Below are 15,159 nucleotides of genomic sequence, written 5' to 3'. Positions count from 1 at the left end.
ATCGTCGACACGACGTTGAGCGTGGTGAACCCGTCGGTGGGCAGGTAATCGGCGTAGCGGCGCGGCATGCCTTCGTCGCCCAGCCAGTGCTGCACCAGGAACGTGGTGTGGAAGCCGATGAACGTCAGCCAGAAGTGCAGCTTGCCCAGCCGCTCGTCGAGCAGGCGACCAGTCATCTTCGGGAACCAGAAGTAGATGCCCGCGTACGTCGCGAACACGATGGTGCCGAACAAGACGTAATGGAAATGCGCCACCACGAAATACGAGTCGGTGACGTGGAAGTCGATCGGCGGGCTGGCCAGCATGACCCCGGAAAGTCCGCCCAGCAGGAACGTCAGAATGAACCCGATCGAAAACAGCATCGGTGTTTCGAACGTCAACTGGCCCTTCCACATCGTGCCGATCCAGTTGAAGAACTTGATCCCCGTCGGCACCGCAATCAAGTATGTGGTGAAGGCGAAGAACGGAAGCAGCACCGCGCCGGTGGCGAACATGTGGTGTGCCCACACCACAACGGAAAGGAACGCGATGCTGAAGGTTGCGTATACCAGCGTGGTGTAGCCAAAGATCGGTTTGCGGGAGAACACCGGGATGACTTCGGTGATGATGCCGAAGAACGGCAGCGCAACGATGTAAACCTCGGGGTGGCCGAAGAACCAGAACAGGTGCTGCCACAGGATCGCGCCGCCGTTGGCCGGGTCGAACACGTGCGCACCGAGGTGCCGATCCGCGGCCAGCCCGAACAGCGCCGCCGTGAGGATCGGGAAGGCCAGCAGCACCAGCACGCTGGTCAGCAGGATGTTCCAGGTGAAGATCGGCATCCGGAACATCGTCATCCCCGGCGCGCGCATACAGATGATCGTCGTGATCATGTTGACGCCGCCCAGGATCGTGCCAAGACCGGCAACGATCAGCCCCGTGATCCACAGATCCCCGCCCGGGCCAGGACTGTGAATGGCGTCGGTCAGCGGCGTGTATGCGGTCCAGCCGAAGTCGGCCGCGCCGCCGGGTGTGACGAAACCGCCGAGCACGATCAGCCCGCCGAACAGGAATAGCCAGAACGAAAACGCGTTCAGTCGCGGGAACGCGACATCGGGGGCGCCGATCTGCAGCGGCAGCACGATGTTGGCGAAGCCGAACACGATCGGGGTCGCATAGAGCAGCAGCATGATCGTGCCGTGCATGGTGAACAGCTGGTTGTACTGCTCGTTCGACAGGAACTGCAGACCGGGCGCGGCCAGTTCGGCGCGCATGAAAAGCGCCATCAGGCCGCCGGTGAAGAAGAACCCGAACGAAGCGACGATGTACATGATCCCGATCAGCTTGTGATCGGTCGTGGTCACCAGCTTGTAGACCAGATTGCCCTTCGGGCCCAGCCGGGCCGGGAACGGGCGGCGCGGCTCGAGACCTTCCAGCGGCGGTGCTTCGGCGGTCACAGGTCCTCCAAATGTGCGTGGTCGGGCTGCCACGAAGCTTGCCAAAATGCTAATCCGTCGTGTCTCACAACGGAACGATCTGCCCGGCTCATCCGGTATCCCCGCGGTGGACCACGGTCAAACGTCCGCATGGCAGCATCTGCGACCATGCGCGTTCTGGTGCAGCGGGTGTCGTCGGCAAGGGTCAGGGTGGACGACGACGTGGTCGGCGCCATTCGACCCAATGGGCAGGGCCTGCTTGCCTTCGTGGGAGTCACGCACGGCGACGTCGTCGAGACCGCGCAACGGCTGGCCGAAAAGCTCTGGCAGTTGCGCATTCTCGACGACGAACTGTCTGCCGCCGATGTCGGAGCCCCAATTCTGGTGATCAGCCAGTTCACTCTCTACGCGAACACCGCGAAGGGCCGGCGGCCGTCGTGGAACGCTGCCGCGCCGAGGGCCGTCGCCGAACCCTTGGTGACGGCGTTCGCCGACGCGTTGCGCCGGCTCGGTGCGCAGGTAGAGGTCGGCGTCTTCGGTGCTCATATGGCGGTGGAACTCATCAATGACGGCCCGGTGACCGTGCTGCTGGAGCTCTGATGGCCGAGCGAAAGGCCTGGCATCCTGGTCACATGCCGGGCAAAGAAATCGACCCCGTCCGGGCGCGCAGCGCTTTGGACGTCATCAAGCAGCACCCCGGGATGGTGCTATTCGCCGCCTCCCCTGCGCTGGTGCTGGTTGGCCTGATCTGGTGGCTCGGAGGCGCGGGCTGGGCGATCGTGGCTTTGTTCGTGCTGCTCCTCGGCGGCGGCTTCGCCCTCGTCCGCAAGCGCTAGCGCCCCGGTTCACCTGCAAGCTTCGCTGTGGGAGAAAGTCGTCCCGGCGGTGCTGCAACGATGTAATCATGTAAGCATGAGACACCATCACGCACATGGGCGCCGCTTCGGCCGCCCCGGCGGCTGGCAGCAGGCCGAACAACCCGACGCAAGCGACGCCGCCGACTGGTTTGCCGGACGACTGCCCGATGGGTGGTTCACCGAGCCACCGACCGTCGTGGTCGACCGCGAAGAGATCACCGTCATCGGCCGGCTGCCCGAACCCGAAGGCGCGGAAGGCGAAGGCGCCCAGGCCCGTGAGGCCGGACGCGCCGCCCGGTTCCGCGAGGAGACGCGGGCGGAACGCATGCGAATTGCCGACGAGGCGCAGGCTCGCTACGGGCGAACCGTCTCCTGGGGCGTCGAGATCGGCGGTGAGCGAATCATGTTCACCAACGTCGCCGTTCCGGTCATGACTCGGCTTCGGCAACCCGAGCGGCAGGTCCTCGACACGCTGGTCGATGCCGGGGTGGCGCGGTCGCGGTCCGATGCGCTGGCCTGGTCGGTCAAGCTGGTCGGCGAACACACCGAGGAGTGGCTGGCCAAGCTGCGGGAGGCGATGTCGAAGGTCGACGATCTGCGCGCCGAGGGCCCAGAGCTCTAGGCGTGCATCCCGCATACATGCGCGCAAATAGCCGCCGTACCGGCGGAACGTGTGCACGGTCCTGGTTTCAGCCGCGGTGGTGCGGGCGTCCTTAAGCCTGCGTCATCGACCAGTATTCGCCGCGGCGGGCGAGAAGCTCGGCGTGGCTGCCCTGCTCGACGATCCGGCCCGCCTCCATCACCAGGATGAGGTCCGCATCGCGGATAGTCGAAAGGCGGTGCGCGATAGTGAAACTCGTGCGATCGCGGCGCAGCTCGCACATCGCGTGCTGGATCAGGAGCTCGGTGCGGGTATCGACCGAGCTGGTCGCCTCGTCGAGGATCAGCAGCTGCGGCCGGGAAAGGAACGCCCGGGCGATCGTGATCAGCTGTTTCTCCCCGGCGCTGATGTTGACACCGTCGTCGCTGACGACGGTGTCGTAGCCGTCGGGCAGCGTCTGCACGAATCGGTCCACGTAGGCAGCCCTGGCCGCCTCGATAACCTCGTCCTCGGTGGCGCCGGGGCGCCCATACCCTATGTTCTCGGCGATCGTGCCGCCGAACAGCCAGGTGTCCTGTAACACCATCCCGACCCGCGACCGCAGCGAGTGCCGGCTCACCGTCGAGATGTCCACGCCGTCGATCAGGATCCGGCCGGACCCCACCTCGTAGAACCGCATCAAAAGATTGACCAGCGTGGTCTTGCCCGCCCCGGTGGGCCCGACGATCGCCACCGTGCTGCCCGGTTCGGCGACCAGGGAGAGGTCCTCGATCACCGGCGTGTCCGGGTGATACCCGAACCAGACGTGGTCGAACTCCACCCGGCCGCGGGGCTCGTCGCCGTTCAGCGAAGACAATGCCACCGGACGGTCGGGCTGCTGCTCCTCGGTGTCCAACAGTTCGAAAACACGCTCCGCGCTGGCGATTCCGGACTGCAGCGTGTTGTACATCGAGGCGACCTGTGTGAGCGGCTGGTTGAACTGACGCACGTACTGTGTGAACGCCTGAATGCTGCCCAACGTGATCTGGCCGGTCGCGACCTGTAGGCCGCCGACCACTGCCACCGCGACGTAACTCAGGTTTCCGATGAACATCGTCGCCGGCGAGATCAGGCCCGAAAGGAACTGTGCACCAAACGCGGATTGGTACACGTCGGCGTTAAAGTCACGGAACTGATCTTGCGCGGCCGCGCGGTGACCGAAGGTCTTGACCAGGTTGAAACCGCTGTAGGTCTCCTCGATGTGGGCGTTGAGCCGCCCAGTGTTGGCCCACTGCGCCACGAACAGTTTCTGCGAGCGCCGGGTAATCGTCCGTATTGCCAATAACGACAGCGGCACGGTCAGCACCGTGATCAGGGCCAGCAGCGGCGAAATCGTCGTCATCACCACCAGCACCGCGAAAATCGTCAGCACCGAGGTCAGCAGTTGGCTGATCGTCATCGACACCGAGGTCTGAACATTGTCGATGTCGTTGGTGACGCGGCTGAGCACCTCGCCGCGTTGCCGGGAGTCGAAATACGACAACGGCAGTCGGTGCACCTTGTCCTCGACATCGGCGCGCAGCGCTCTCATGGTCCGCTGTACCGTGGCATTCAGCAGTCGCGCCTGGGCCCAAACCAACAGCGCTCCAAGCAGATACAGTCCGAGCGCCACCAGGAGCGTACGGCCGACCGCCCCGAAATCCACGCCGACCCCCGGCCGCACATTCATGCCCGACAGCAGATCGGCGAACGTGTTGTCGCCGCGGGCACGCGACGCCGCCACCGCCTGCTCCTTGGTGATGCCTGCCGGCAGTTGCCTGCCGATGACCCCGTTGAACAACAAGTCGGTGGCGTGGCCGAGTATTCGTGGACCGATCACGCTGATCGCAATCCCGCTGATGCCCAACGTAATCACCGCGGCCACCATGCCGCCTTGCGGTGTCAGAAGCTTTAGCAGCCGAATCGCTGTCCCACGAAATTCGCGAGGCCGTTCGGTCGGCGCCTGAATCACTCCGCCGAACGGCCGGCGCATCGGTACTGTCATCGCACCGGCCCTCCGGTGACCACCGCCTGTGAGTCGGCGAATTCGGCGTAGGTCGGGCATCGGGCCAGCAGCGACTCGTGCGTACCTACGCCGACCACCTTGCCGTCCTCGACGACGATCACCTGGTCCGCCTCGGCCACCGTCGAGATGCGTTGCGAGACAACGACGAGCGTTGAGTCGGCGGATGCCTCGCGCAGCGCCGCGCGCACCCGCGCGTCGGTGTGCACGTCCAGCGCCGAGAACGCGTCGTCGAACAGATACACGGCGGGGCGGCGGATCACCGCGCGCGCGATCGCCAGCCGCTGGCGCTGGCCGCCGGAGAAGTTGACGCCGCCCTGGGCAACCCGCAAGTCGAGCCCGTCGCCGTGGGCGCGGACGAAATCGTCGGCGGCCGCTACCCGCAGTGCCTCCCACATCTGGGCGTCGGTGGCATCGGCCTTGCCATAGCGCAGGTTGTCGGCCACCGTCCCGGAGAACAGGTAGCCGCGTTGGGGCACAAGCCCGATCGCCGACCACAGCTGCTCGGTGTCATAGTCGCGCACGTCGACTCCGTCGACGAACACCGTGCCGCCGGTGACGTCGTACAGCCGGCAGATCAACGAGATCAGCGTCGACTTTCCCGACCCGGTGCTGCCGACGATTGCGGTCGTGGTTCCCGGCGACGCGGTGAAGGAAATGTCCTGCACCACCGGCCGGTCCGCGCCCGGATAGCAGAACGCCACCGCCCGCAGCCGAATCACGCCGTGAACCCGGGCCGGCCGCACCGGGTGCTCGGGGTTGGTGATCGCGGTCGTGGTGGACAGCACCTCGGTGATCCGCTCGGCACACACCGATGCGCGCGGAACCAAAATCAACAGGAAAGTCGCCAGCAGGACCGCCATCAGGATTTGCATGAAGTAGGACAAGAACGCGATCAGGGATCCGACTTGCATCTCGCCGCGGTCGATGCGCAGACCGCCGAACCAGATCAGCGCGACCGACGACACGTTGATCACCACCGTGGTCACCGGCAGCATCAGCGCCTGCCACCGGCCGGCCTCCAGCGCGGTGGTGGACAGCTGCCGATTCGCCTCGCCGAATCGGCCGCGCTCGAACGGTTCGCGGGCGAACGCCCGGATGACCCGGATGCCCGACAGCTGCTCGCGCATCACCCGGTTGATACCGTCGATCTGCTTTTGCATGCTGCGAAAGATCGGCAGCAGATGCGACACGATCCAGTAGTTCGCGATCGCCAGCACGGGCACACTGACCAGCAACAGCCACGACAGTCCGGCGTCCTGATGCACCGCCATGAAGATGCCGCCGATGCTCATGATCGGAGCGGTGATCAACATCGTGCAGGTCATCTGCACCAACACCTGGATCTGCTGGACGTCGTTGGTGGTGCGGGTGAGCAGCGACGGTGCCCCGAATTTGGCAGTCTCATGCGCGGAGAAACCGGTGACGTGGTGGAAGATCGCCGAGCGCAGGTCGCGGCCGAAGCCCATGCCCGTGCGCGAGCCGAAGTACACCGCGCCGACCGCGCAGATCACTTGCAGGCCGCTGACCGCGAGCATCACTCCGCCGAGCCGCACGATGGTATGCGTGTCGCCCTTGGCGACGCCGTCGTCGATGATCGCCGCGTTGACCGTCGGCAGGTAAAGCGAAGCCATGGTGCTGATCGCCTGAAGCAGCGCCACCACCGCGAACAGCCATCTGTACGGCCGCACGTACTGTCGCAGCAGTGCCAGAAGCATTCCCGTACTGTCGCACACCTCGCCCACGGCTGTGCGCGCGGCTGGCCGCAATCGCTGGTCAAAAAGCCCTGGTCAACCGGCATTCCGGTGGGCACTGGCCCGGTGCCGCTATCCTGTGCGCCATGACGAGCAGCAGGCGGGCGATCTGGTGAGACGCAAACTGCCGGCGGTAGCCGCAGCTGTCGCGCTGCTGACCCCCCTATTCGCCGCGTGCTCCGACAACGCGTCGTCCGGCCCGGGAAGTAATACCGCCGCGCCGCCACCGTCACCCGCAAACGCCACCCACGGACCGTTTTTCCCGGAATGCGGCGGTGTCAACGACCAGACGGTGAGCCAGCAGACCAGGGTGACCGGGCTGGTCAACACCGCCCGCAACTCCGTGGGCTGTCAGTGGTTGGCGGGCGGCGGCATCCAAGGTCCGCACTTCTCGTTCACCTGGTATCGAGGCAGCCCAGTCGGACGTGAGCGCAAGACCGAGGAGCTGTCGCGCGCGAGCGTCCAGGACATCAATATCGAGGGACACAACGGCTTCATCGCCGTCGGTTCCGACCCGACACTCGGGAACAGCCTGTGTGAGATCGGCATGCAATTCCAGGACGACTTCATCGAATGGTCGATCAGCTTCAGCCAGCAGCCCTTCCCCGACCCCTGTGATATTGCCAAGGAACTGACCCGTCAATCGATTGCGAATTCGAAATGATGCGCCGAACGATCGCCACGATCATCGCCCTCGCCTCGGCGGCGACCATCATAGGTGGTTGTGCTCGATCGGTGGGCGGCAACGCGGTCAAGGAGGGCGCCGGTAACGGGCCCTCGCCCAACGGCAATTCCGCACAGCAGTATCCGAACCTGCTCAAGGAATGCGAAGTACTGGCCGACGACATCATCGCCAAGACGGTCGGCGCCGATCCGCGAGACATTCAGAGCACGTTCGTCGGCGCGGTTTGCCGCTGGCAGGCAGCCAACCCGGCCGGGCTCGTCGACATCACCCGGTTCTGGTTCGAGCAGGGCAGCCTCGACAACGAGCGCAAGGTCGCAGAGAACCTGAAATATCAGATCGAACAGAAGTCAATCGCCGGAGTTCGATCGATCGTGATGCATCCGAACGACCCCAACGGCGCATGCGGGGTGGCCAGCGACGCCGGCGGGGTGGTCGGCTGGTGGGTCAATCCGCAGGCGCCGGGTATCGACGCGTGTGGCCAGGCGACAAAGCTGATGGAGATGACGCTCGCGACGAGTTCGTAGCTAGCGCGGAACGTGAAACTCGACCAGCGCGGCGCCGCCCAGTTCGAGCCGACGCCACGGCCCGTCGACCTCTAACACGGCGACCGCAGAGGTCGGAAACTTCGTCGAGACATGCGCGGCGACTTCATCATTCGTTCCCTCGGCACCGGAGAGCCCGAGCACGACCTCGTGCATGGCCGGCTCGTGCCCGATCAGCAGGAGCGTGTGGATGTCGTCCTCGACGCGGCTGATCTCGTCGATCACCGTGCCCGGCGTCGCGTCGTAGATGCGTTCGCGGAACCTGACGGGTGCCGCGACGTTGGTACGGGCCAGCGTTTCGCGCGCCCGGGCCGCCGTCGAGCACAGCACCGCGTCGATTTCGGGCGCGTTCGACCGGATCCAGTCGCCGGCCAGCCGGGCTTCCCGGTTCCCCCGGTCCGCCAGCGGCCGGTCGTGATCTGCGACGCCCTCGGGGTAGGCCGATTTGGCATGCCGCATCACCAGCAGGGTGCGAGTCACCCACTTACCGTAGTGCCCGACACGCCGGCTACATGAGCTGCCGCTGGAAGTAGGTGTATTCCAGCGCGCTCGTTCGGGCCTTCTCGTTGATGTTGGCCCCGGCAGCGTGGCCACCCTGGGTGGCCTCGTAGAAGAGGTACGGGCTACCGAACTCGGATAGGCGGGCGGCGAACTTGCGGGCGTGCTGCGGGCCGACGCGATCGTCCTTGGTGGTGGTCCAGACGAACGGCTCCGGATACTTCACTCCACGCTTCAATTGTGCATAGGGCGAGATGGATTCGAGGAATGCGCGCTCGCCGGAGTTGGTTACCGAGCCGTATTCGCCCACCCACGACGCGCCCGCCCCGATCTGCTCGTAGCGCACCATGTCCAAAAGCGGGATCTCCATGTCCACGGCGTTCCACAGGTCCGGGTGCTGTGTCAACGCAACCCCCATGAGCAGGCCGCCGTTGGAGCCGCCCTGGATGCCGAGATGCCGCGGGGTGGTGAGGTTGCGGCCGATCAAATCGCGGGCGACGGCGATGAAATCGTCAAATGCCCTCTGCCGCTGGGTTTTCAAGGCCGCATCGTGCCAAGCGGGGCCGTATTCGCCGCCACCGCGGATATTGGCGAGGACGAACGCGCCGCCGCGTTCCAGCCAGAGCTTGCCCCGCACGCCGTCGTAATGTGGCGTGTGGGAGGAGGCGAAACCGCCGTACGCCCACAGGATGGTCGGCGTGGTGCCGTCATACCTCAAGCCGGCAGCGTGCGCGACGAAATATGGGACGTTGGTGCCGTCGGGTGAGGTGGCCTTCATCTGCTCGACGACCAACCGCGACGAATCAAAGCGTGCCGGCGCGGATTTCACCGGCACGACGCTTCCGTCGGCGGCGTTCAGGTGGTACAGGGTGGTCGGGGTAAGCATCGAGGTGACCGAGAGATAGGCGCTATCCCCGCGCGAATCGGCGTGCTCAGCATTTACCGTCGCGTTGTCGGGCAAGGCGACCGGCTGACCCGACCAGCTGCCGTCGGGCCGCAGCGTGTACACGGTGGCGCGTCCCTTGACGTCGTACATCGATGTCACGACTACTTGGTCGCGCGTGGTCAGCACGTCCCCCAGCGCCTCCTGCGGCCCGGGCGCGTAGACGACGGTGGCCTGCAGGTGCTCCGGGTCGCGCACCATCGCGTCCGCGTCAAGCGACACCACCGATCCGGATTCGTAAGTCGTACCGCCGGCCGTCCAATCCTGGCGAAGCTTCACCAGCACCTGGTTACCGATCATGGCTTTGGCGTCGGCCTTGGGCGGCAACGCCAGCAATGGCACGAGCCGCCCGCCGGTCATGACACTGACCTGATTCTCGTAGAACGACGGCCGGCGCACCACCAGACTCAGCCGCCGCCCCGCGCCGTTGTCGAGCAGCAGAGCCGAGGTAGCAAGAGCGTCGGCCCGATCACCGCGCGCGACCTCCACGGCCTGGTCCAGCGGCTGCCCCCGCTGCCACCGTTTGACGATGTACGGATACCCGGAGGTTGTCGTCTCCCCCGGCCGCCATTCCCGCGACACCAGCAGCGTATCGCCGTCCATCCATGACGCGAACTGCTTTCCCCGCTCCAGCACGAATCCACCGGAGACGAATTGCCCCGTGACCCGGTCGAATTCACGTTTCGTCACGGCATCCTCGCCGCCCTCCGACAGACTCACCAGACACCGCATGCGCGTAACGGGATCACAATCGATGTTTTTCCACACCCAGTTCCGCCGCTCGGCCCGGGCCAGCGCGTCCAGATCCAGCACTGTCTTCCAGTGCGGCTGCGGCGTCTCGTAATCGGCGACGGTGGTCTCTCGCCAGATGCCCCGCGGATGCTCGGGGTCCTGCCAGAAGTTCCCCACCACGCCGTCGTCGAATGCCGTCGGCAGCGGCAGCCGATCCGGCGCATTCCCGAGTTGCGCCGCCTGCGCCAGGTTGTCCGCGAACCGGGGATCGTTGTCCAGGGCCGCGAGTGTCTTGGCATTCTCAGACGCGATCCACGACTGCACCCGCGGACTGTCCAATTCCTCCAGCCACAGGTACGGATCGGTCTTCGTAGACGATCCCCCGCACGCCACGACCACGACGGCCAAGAACACAGTGACCGCCATCCGCCGGCCGAAGCCGATCCATGCTCGAGCCATGAACGTCACCCGATGGTCATGCGGCGGCGCCTCGATCGAAGCGTCGACTGCACATTACAGCCATGCCGAGCGAGGTCCGCGGAGTTGTCGGCAACCGGCCCTACACTCGCGTTGCCCGGAGAGCCGACGACGAGAAGGGACGGTTGAGGTGCGGTTTTTGCACACCGCCGACTGGCAGCTCGGCATGACCCGGCACTTTCTCGCGGGTGAGGCGCAGCCGCGCTATTCGGCCGCGCGCCGCGACGTGGTCGCCGGCCTCGGCGCGCTTGCTGCCGAGACGGGCGCGGAGTTCGTGGTGGTGGCCGGTGATGTGTTCGAGCACAACCAGCTCGAACCGCGGGTGATCAGCCAGTCGCTGGAGGCCATGCGCCGCATCGGAATTCCGGTCTATCTGCTGCCAGGCAATCACGATCCGCTGGACGCGTCGTCGGTGTATACCAGCGCGCTGTTCGCCGCCGAGCGGCCGGACAACGTGATCACGCTCGACCGAGCCGGTGTGCGTCAGGTGCGGCCCGGGCTGCAGCTGGTGGCCGCGCCGTGGCAGTCCAAGGCGCCGACCACCGACCTGGCCGCCGAAGCAGTCCAGGATCTGCCGACCGACGGGGTAACCCGCATTCTCGTGGCGCACGGTGGCGTCGACATTCTCGACCCGGATCCCGGCAAGCCGTCGCTGATCAGGCTGGCGGCGCTGCAAGACGCGCTGTCGCGGGGCGCGATCCACTATGTCGCGCTGGGTGACAAGCACTCTCGCACGCGGGTCGGCGACTCCGGCCGCATCTGGTATTCGGGCTCGCCGGAGGTCACCAACTTCGACGACATCGAATCCGACCCGGGCCACGTGCTCGTCGTCGACATCGACGACGACGGATCCGTCAGCGTCGCCGCCCGGCACGTCGGGCAGTGGCGGTTCGTGACGCTGCGCCGCTCGATCGACAGCAACCGCGACGTCACAGACCTCGACATCAACCTCGACCTGCTGCCCGACAAGGACCGCACCGTGGTGCGGCTCGCACTGACCGGTTCGCTGACCGTCACCGAGCGCGCCACACTGGACGCCTGCCTGGACCGGTACGCGCGGCTGTTCGCGTGGCTGGGCCTTTGGGAGCGCAATACCGACCTCGCGGTGGTGCCCGCCGACGGCGAGTTCGATGACATCGGCATCGGCGGATTCGCCGCCGCGGCAGTGGCCGAGCTGGTCGCGACCGCACGGGCCGGTGATGGCGAGGACGCCGACGACGCGCGGGCGGCGCTGGCGCTGCTGCTACGCCTCGCCGGAAAGGGAGTGGCATGAAGCTGCACCGGCTGGTGCTGACCAATTACCGCGGCATCAGCCACCGCGAAATCGAATTCCCGGATCACGGTGTGGTGGTGGTCAGCGGGGGCAACGAGATCGGCAAGTCGTCGATGATCGAGGCGCTGGACCTGCTGCTGGAGGCCAAGGACCGTTCGACAAAGAAGGAGGTCAAGCAGGTCAAGCCCACCCACGCCGATGTAGGGGCCCAGGTGACGGCGGAAATCAGCACCGGTCCATACCGATTCATCTACCGCAAGCGGTTTCACAAGAAATGCGAGACGGAGCTGACCATGCTCGCGCCGCGGCGCGAGCAGCTCACCGGCGACGAGGCGCACGAGCGGGTGTGCGTGCTGCTGGCAGAAACGGTCGACACCGGCCTGTGGCAGGCGCAGCGGGTGCTGCAGGCGGTGTCCACCGCGCCGGTGGAACTGTCCGGCTGCGATGCGTTGTCGAGGGCGCTCGACGTGGCCGCGGGGGAGGCCGCCGAGTTGTCGGGCGGCGAGCCGTCCGGCGCCGGATCAGCTGGGGCCGGGCCAACCGGCGCCGGCGCCCTGCTCGTCGACCGCATCGACGCCGAGTACTCCAGGTACTTCACCGCAACCGGTCGCCCGACCGGTGAATGGGCGGTGGCGACTACGCGGCTCGCGGCTGCCGAAGGCGACGTGGCGCGCTGCGCCGCCGCGGTCGCCGAGGTCGACGATTGCGTGGGCCGGCACGCCGCGCTGTCGGAGCAGCTGACCGAATTGGCGGCCGAACGAGGGTCGGCATTGCGGCGGCTCACCGCGGCGCGAACCGCCGCCGACGCGGTCGCCGAACTGACCGCGCAAGTGAAGCAGGCCGAGCTGGTCGCCGCGGCGGCGGACGCCACCCACGCCGCCTCGGTGGCCGCGCTGACCGAACGACGGCGGCTGCGCGCCGATGTTGAGGACCGCGCGAACGCGCTGAGGGAACTCGACGCCGACGCGGCGGACGCCGACGAAGACCAGCAGACGGCGAGCGAGGTCCATGACGCCGCAGTGGACGCCGCCGAACAGGCCCGGGCGGCGGTGCAGGCCGCGCAGGATCGCGCCGACACGGCCCGCCGGGCCGTCGATCAACTCGCTGATCGCGAGGAGGCCGAACGGCTTCACCTGCGGCTCAACAAGATTGACGCGGCGCGGCGTGAGATCGAGCGTGCCGGACGTGGGCTGGCGGTGATCGCGCTGACCGAATCGACGATGCGCGAGATCGAGTCGGCCGGAGCAGCGGTCGAGCGGGCGGCGAGACAAGTCGATCTCATGTCGGCCCGCATCGAGATGTCCGCCGTCGCCGACGTCGAGCTGCGGGTCGGCGCTGAGCCGGTGGTACTGACCGCGGGTGCGCGCTGGACGGGCAGTGTCACCGCACCGACCGACATCGAGCTGCCCGGCGTGCTGACGGCCAGGGTGATCCCCGGCGCCACGGCGAGCGACACCCAGGCCGAACTCGACGCGGCGCACCGGCTCTTGGCTGATGCGCTGGCGCGCGGCGACGTCGCCGACGTCGGCCACGCACGGATCGTCGACCGGCGACGGCGCGAACTGGCCGCCATTAGGGAACGGTGGACCGCTGCATGCGAGGGCCTGTGCGGTGACGAACCCGTTGATGAGCTTCGCGCTCGGCTCGATGCACTGCGTCATAGTGAGCCCGCGGAAGCGGACTTGTGGCACAACGACATTGCCACCGCACGCGCGGAACTCCATGCTGCCGCTGCGGCGTTGCAGCGGGCGGACACCGACTGCGAAACGCACCGCAAGGTCGCGGCGCTCGCCGCGACGCGGCTGGCCGCGAAGTCGACCCGCGCGACGGTGGCGCGGGAAAGGCTGGCCGCCGCGCGCGCGGAGCTCACCGCCGCCCACGACCGGCTCGAACAGCAGCGCACGGCCCGCAGCGACGACGACATCGCCGAACTCGCCGCGGCCGACGGCGAGGCGGCCCGCGCCGCCACGGGCAGCATGGTGGAGCTGAGAGCACGGCTTGCCGAGGCCAATCCCGACGCGGTCGCCGCCGCGCTGACCGTTGCCGAACGCGATGCCGAGGCGCTGGACTGCCGGCGTGACGAGCTCACCGAGCAATTGCGTGACCTAACCGCCCAGCTGAAGGTATTCGGCACCGAAGGGCGCAAGGGCAAGCTCGACGCCGCCGAGACGGAGCGCCAGCACGCCGAAAGTGAATACAGCCGGGTGCGCAGGCGGGCGCGAGCGGTCCAATTGTTGCGCAGCGTGATGACTCGCCATCGCGACGCCACCCGGCTGCGTTACGTCGAGCCGTTCCGCACCGAGATCGAGCGTCTGGGCGGTCTGGTGTTCGGGCCGAGCTTCGAGCTCGAGATCGACAGCGACCTGCGGATCTGCAGCCGAACGCTGGCCGGCCGCACGGTGCCCTACGAGTCGCTGTCCGGCGGCGCGAAGGAGCAGCTCGGCATCGTCGCGCGGCTGGCCTGTGCCTCGCTGGTCGCCAAGCAGGACGCCGTGCCGGTGATCATCGACGACGCGCTCGGGTTCACCGACGCCGACCGGTTGATCAAGATGGGGAAGGTGTTCGACGTGGTCGGCGGCGATGGGCAGGTCATCGTGCTGACGTGCACTCCGCATCGCTATGACGGCATCGCCGCGGCCCGCCACATCGAACTGAGCGCCCGCTAGGCCGCCAAGCCGGGGTCGCCGGCGAGTTGGAATGCCGACCGCATCGCGTCGACGGACACACGGTCGCCGTCGAACCGCACGCGCCGCAGTGCGGACTTGCGTTCCGCCGCGGTCGGCGCTAATCGGGCAGTGATCAAATCCGCCGCCGTCGCGGTGATCGCCACGGTGGGTGCACCGTGTGCGGCGGTCAGATTGCCCTTGTGCACCCCGAATTCGAAACCGCGCCCGTCGATTTCGATCCGGTAGGAGGCGTCAAGCTGCATACTGCGATCGAAGGCGAGCAGGATTCCTGCCAAGAAGCCATTCAATGGCGTGATCGCACTCTCGGAAGGTTCGAGGAGGTCGAGGCCGAACGTCGCGATGGCCTGGATGACCGGCGGCACCTTACGCCAGCCGGCGTCGCTGAGCGCGTACACGGTGCGCGCGACCGGCGGTGGCAGCTCGGTGCGATCGACGAGACCCGCGTCCTCGAGCTCGCGAAGCCGGTCGGCGAGCAGGTTGGTGGCAATCCCGGGAAGCTCGGCGCGCAGGTCGCTGTAGCGGCGTGGCCCGCCGATCAGTTCGCGCAGGATCAGCAGCGTCCACCGCTCGCCCAGCACATCGAGGCCCCGCGCGATCGGGCAGTTCTGGTTGTAGTTCCTCGCCACATCGAGGAGTCTACCAGCGAGAGACATA

General features: G+C 66.8%; 13 protein-coding genes. 7 read left to right on the top strand and 6 right to left on the bottom strand.

Annotated features, from left to right (window positions below; translation table 11 throughout):
* Positions 1 to 1,436 (bottom strand): cbb3-type cytochrome c oxidase subunit I (locus VE759_RS09615; protein WP_324930922.1); only part of this gene is annotated, 1,436 nt, incomplete at its 3' end.
* Between the two features lie 147 nt (positions 1,437 to 1,583).
* Between VE759_RS09615 and dtd the strand changes: the two genes are divergently transcribed.
* The 3 genes from dtd to VE759_RS09600 all read left to right on the top strand — a co-directional run bounded on the left by dtd (position 1,584) and on the right by VE759_RS09600 (position 2,894).
* Entirely contained in the window at positions 1,584 to 2,015 is a 432-nt protein-coding gene (gene dtd, locus VE759_RS09610) for a D-aminoacyl-tRNA deacylase (protein WP_324930918.1), read from the top strand.
* Positions 2,016 to 2,047: 32 nt separating this feature from the next.
* Entirely contained in the window at positions 2,048 to 2,251 is a 204-nt protein-coding gene (locus VE759_RS09605) for a hypothetical protein (RefSeq protein WP_324930915.1), read from the top strand.
* 76 nt (positions 2,252 to 2,327) lie between these two features.
* On the top strand, positions 2,328 to 2,894 hold the full coding sequence (locus VE759_RS09600) for a hypothetical protein (protein WP_324930912.1): 567 nt from the start codon (positions 2,328 to 2,330) through the stop codon (positions 2,892 to 2,894).
* A 91-nt stretch (positions 2,895 to 2,985) separates the two neighbouring features.
* Here VE759_RS09600 and VE759_RS09595 read toward each other — a convergent pair whose 3' ends face one another.
* Together VE759_RS09595 and VE759_RS09590 are read right to left on the bottom strand one after the other, a co-directional pair.
* On the bottom strand, positions 2,986 to 4,896 hold the full coding sequence (locus VE759_RS09595) for an ABC transporter ATP-binding protein (RefSeq protein WP_324930909.1): 1,911 nt from the start codon (positions 4,894 to 4,896) through the stop codon (positions 2,986 to 2,988).
* A complete protein-coding gene (locus VE759_RS09590) occupies positions 4,893 to 6,632 on the bottom strand; it encodes an ABC transporter ATP-binding protein (protein ID WP_324930906.1) in 1,740 nt (579 codons plus the stop codon). Before VE759_RS09590 ends, VE759_RS09595 begins: the two co-directional genes overlap by 4 nt.
* Before the next feature lie 148 nt (positions 6,633 to 6,780).
* Here VE759_RS09590 and VE759_RS09585 point away from each other — a divergent pair, with 148 nt between their 5' ends.
* On the top strand, positions 6,781 to 7,332 hold the full coding sequence (locus VE759_RS09585; RefSeq protein ID WP_324930935.1) for a DUF3558 domain-containing protein: 552 nt from the start codon (positions 6,781 to 6,783) through the stop codon (positions 7,330 to 7,332).
* Positions 7,332 to 7,877, top strand: coding sequence for a DUF3558 domain-containing protein (locus VE759_RS09580; RefSeq protein ID WP_324930904.1), 546 nt, complete (start codon positions 7,332 to 7,334; stop codon positions 7,875 to 7,877). Before VE759_RS09585 ends, VE759_RS09580 begins: the two co-directional genes overlap by 1 nt.
* On the opposite strand, the gene VE759_RS09575 is transcribed toward VE759_RS09580, so the two are convergent.
* The gene (locus tag VE759_RS09575; protein WP_414687869.1) at positions 7,878 to 8,354 is read right to left on the bottom strand and encodes a SixA phosphatase family protein; all 477 of its coding nucleotides are present in this window, start codon (positions 8,352 to 8,354) and stop codon (positions 7,878 to 7,880) included. It lies immediately after the preceding gene.
* A gap of 49 nt (positions 8,355 to 8,403) precedes the next feature.
* Entirely contained in the window at positions 8,404 to 10,527 is a 2,124-nt protein-coding gene (locus tag VE759_RS09570) for a prolyl oligopeptidase family serine peptidase (protein ID WP_324930898.1), read from the bottom strand.
* A 148-nt stretch (positions 10,528 to 10,675) separates the two neighbouring features.
* Here VE759_RS09570 and VE759_RS09565 point away from each other — a divergent pair, with 148 nt between their 5' ends.
* Complete coding sequence (locus VE759_RS09565; protein ID WP_324930895.1) at positions 10,676 to 11,818, top strand: exonuclease SbcCD subunit D; 1,143 nt, start codon at positions 10,676 to 10,678, stop codon at positions 11,816 to 11,818.
* Positions 11,815 to 14,484 carry an AAA family ATPase gene (locus VE759_RS09560; protein ID WP_324930891.1) on the top strand — a complete coding sequence of 890 codons (2,670 nt, stop codon included), beginning with the start codon at positions 11,815 to 11,817 and terminating at the stop codon, positions 14,482 to 14,484. Before VE759_RS09565 ends, VE759_RS09560 begins: the two co-directional genes overlap by 4 nt.
* Here VE759_RS09560 and VE759_RS09555 read toward each other — a convergent pair.
* Positions 14,481 to 15,158 (bottom strand): helix-turn-helix domain-containing protein, encoded by a 678-nt coding sequence (locus VE759_RS09555; protein ID WP_324930888.1) that lies wholly within the window; start codon positions 15,156 to 15,158, stop codon positions 14,481 to 14,483. The genes VE759_RS09560 and VE759_RS09555 overlap by 4 nt on opposite strands.
* Between the last annotated feature and the right edge of the window lies 1 nt (position 15,159).

Origin of the sequence: Mycobacterium sp. (assembly GCF_035640695.1) — a bacterium.
Taxonomy (GTDB): Bacteria; Actinomycetota; Actinomycetes; order Mycobacteriales; family Mycobacteriaceae; genus Mycobacterium.
Note: the sequence above shows the minus strand (reverse complement) of the source record. Positions and strands in the feature narration are given on the sequence as shown.

Excerpts from the sequence above, each read along its gene's own strand:
- dtd (WP_324930918.1), top strand. The coding sequence starts at position 1,584 with ATGCGCGTTCTGGTGCAGCGGGTGTCGTCGGCAAGGGTCAGGGTGGAC.
- VE759_RS09605 (WP_324930915.1), top strand. The coding sequence starts at position 2,048 with ATGCCGGGCAAAGAAATCGACCCCGTCCGGGCGCGCAGCGCTTTGGAC.
- VE759_RS09600 (WP_324930912.1), top strand. The coding sequence starts at position 2,328 with ATGAGACACCATCACGCACATGGGCGCCGCTTCGGCCGCCCCGGCGGC.
- VE759_RS09595 (WP_324930909.1), bottom strand. The coding sequence starts at position 4,896 with ATGACAGTACCGATGCGCCGGCCGTTCGGCGGAGTGATTCAGGCGCCG.
- VE759_RS09590 (WP_324930906.1), bottom strand. The coding sequence starts at position 6,632 with ATGCTTCTGGCACTGCTGCGACAGTACGTGCGGCCGTACAGATGGCTG.
- VE759_RS09580 (WP_324930904.1), top strand. The coding sequence starts at position 7,332 with ATGCGCCGAACGATCGCCACGATCATCGCCCTCGCCTCGGCGGCGACC.
- VE759_RS09575 (WP_414687869.1), bottom strand. The coding sequence starts at position 8,354 with ATGCGGCATGCCAAATCGGCCTACCCCGAGGGCGTCGCAGATCACGAC.
- VE759_RS09570 (WP_324930898.1), bottom strand. The coding sequence starts at position 10,527 with ATGGCTCGAGCATGGATCGGCTTCGGCCGGCGGATGGCGGTCACTGTG.
- VE759_RS09560 (WP_324930891.1), top strand. The coding sequence starts at position 11,815 with ATGAAGCTGCACCGGCTGGTGCTGACCAATTACCGCGGCATCAGCCAC.
- VE759_RS09555 (WP_324930888.1), bottom strand. The coding sequence starts at position 15,158 with ATGTCTCTCGCTGGTAGACTCCTCGATGTGGCGAGGAACTACAACCAG.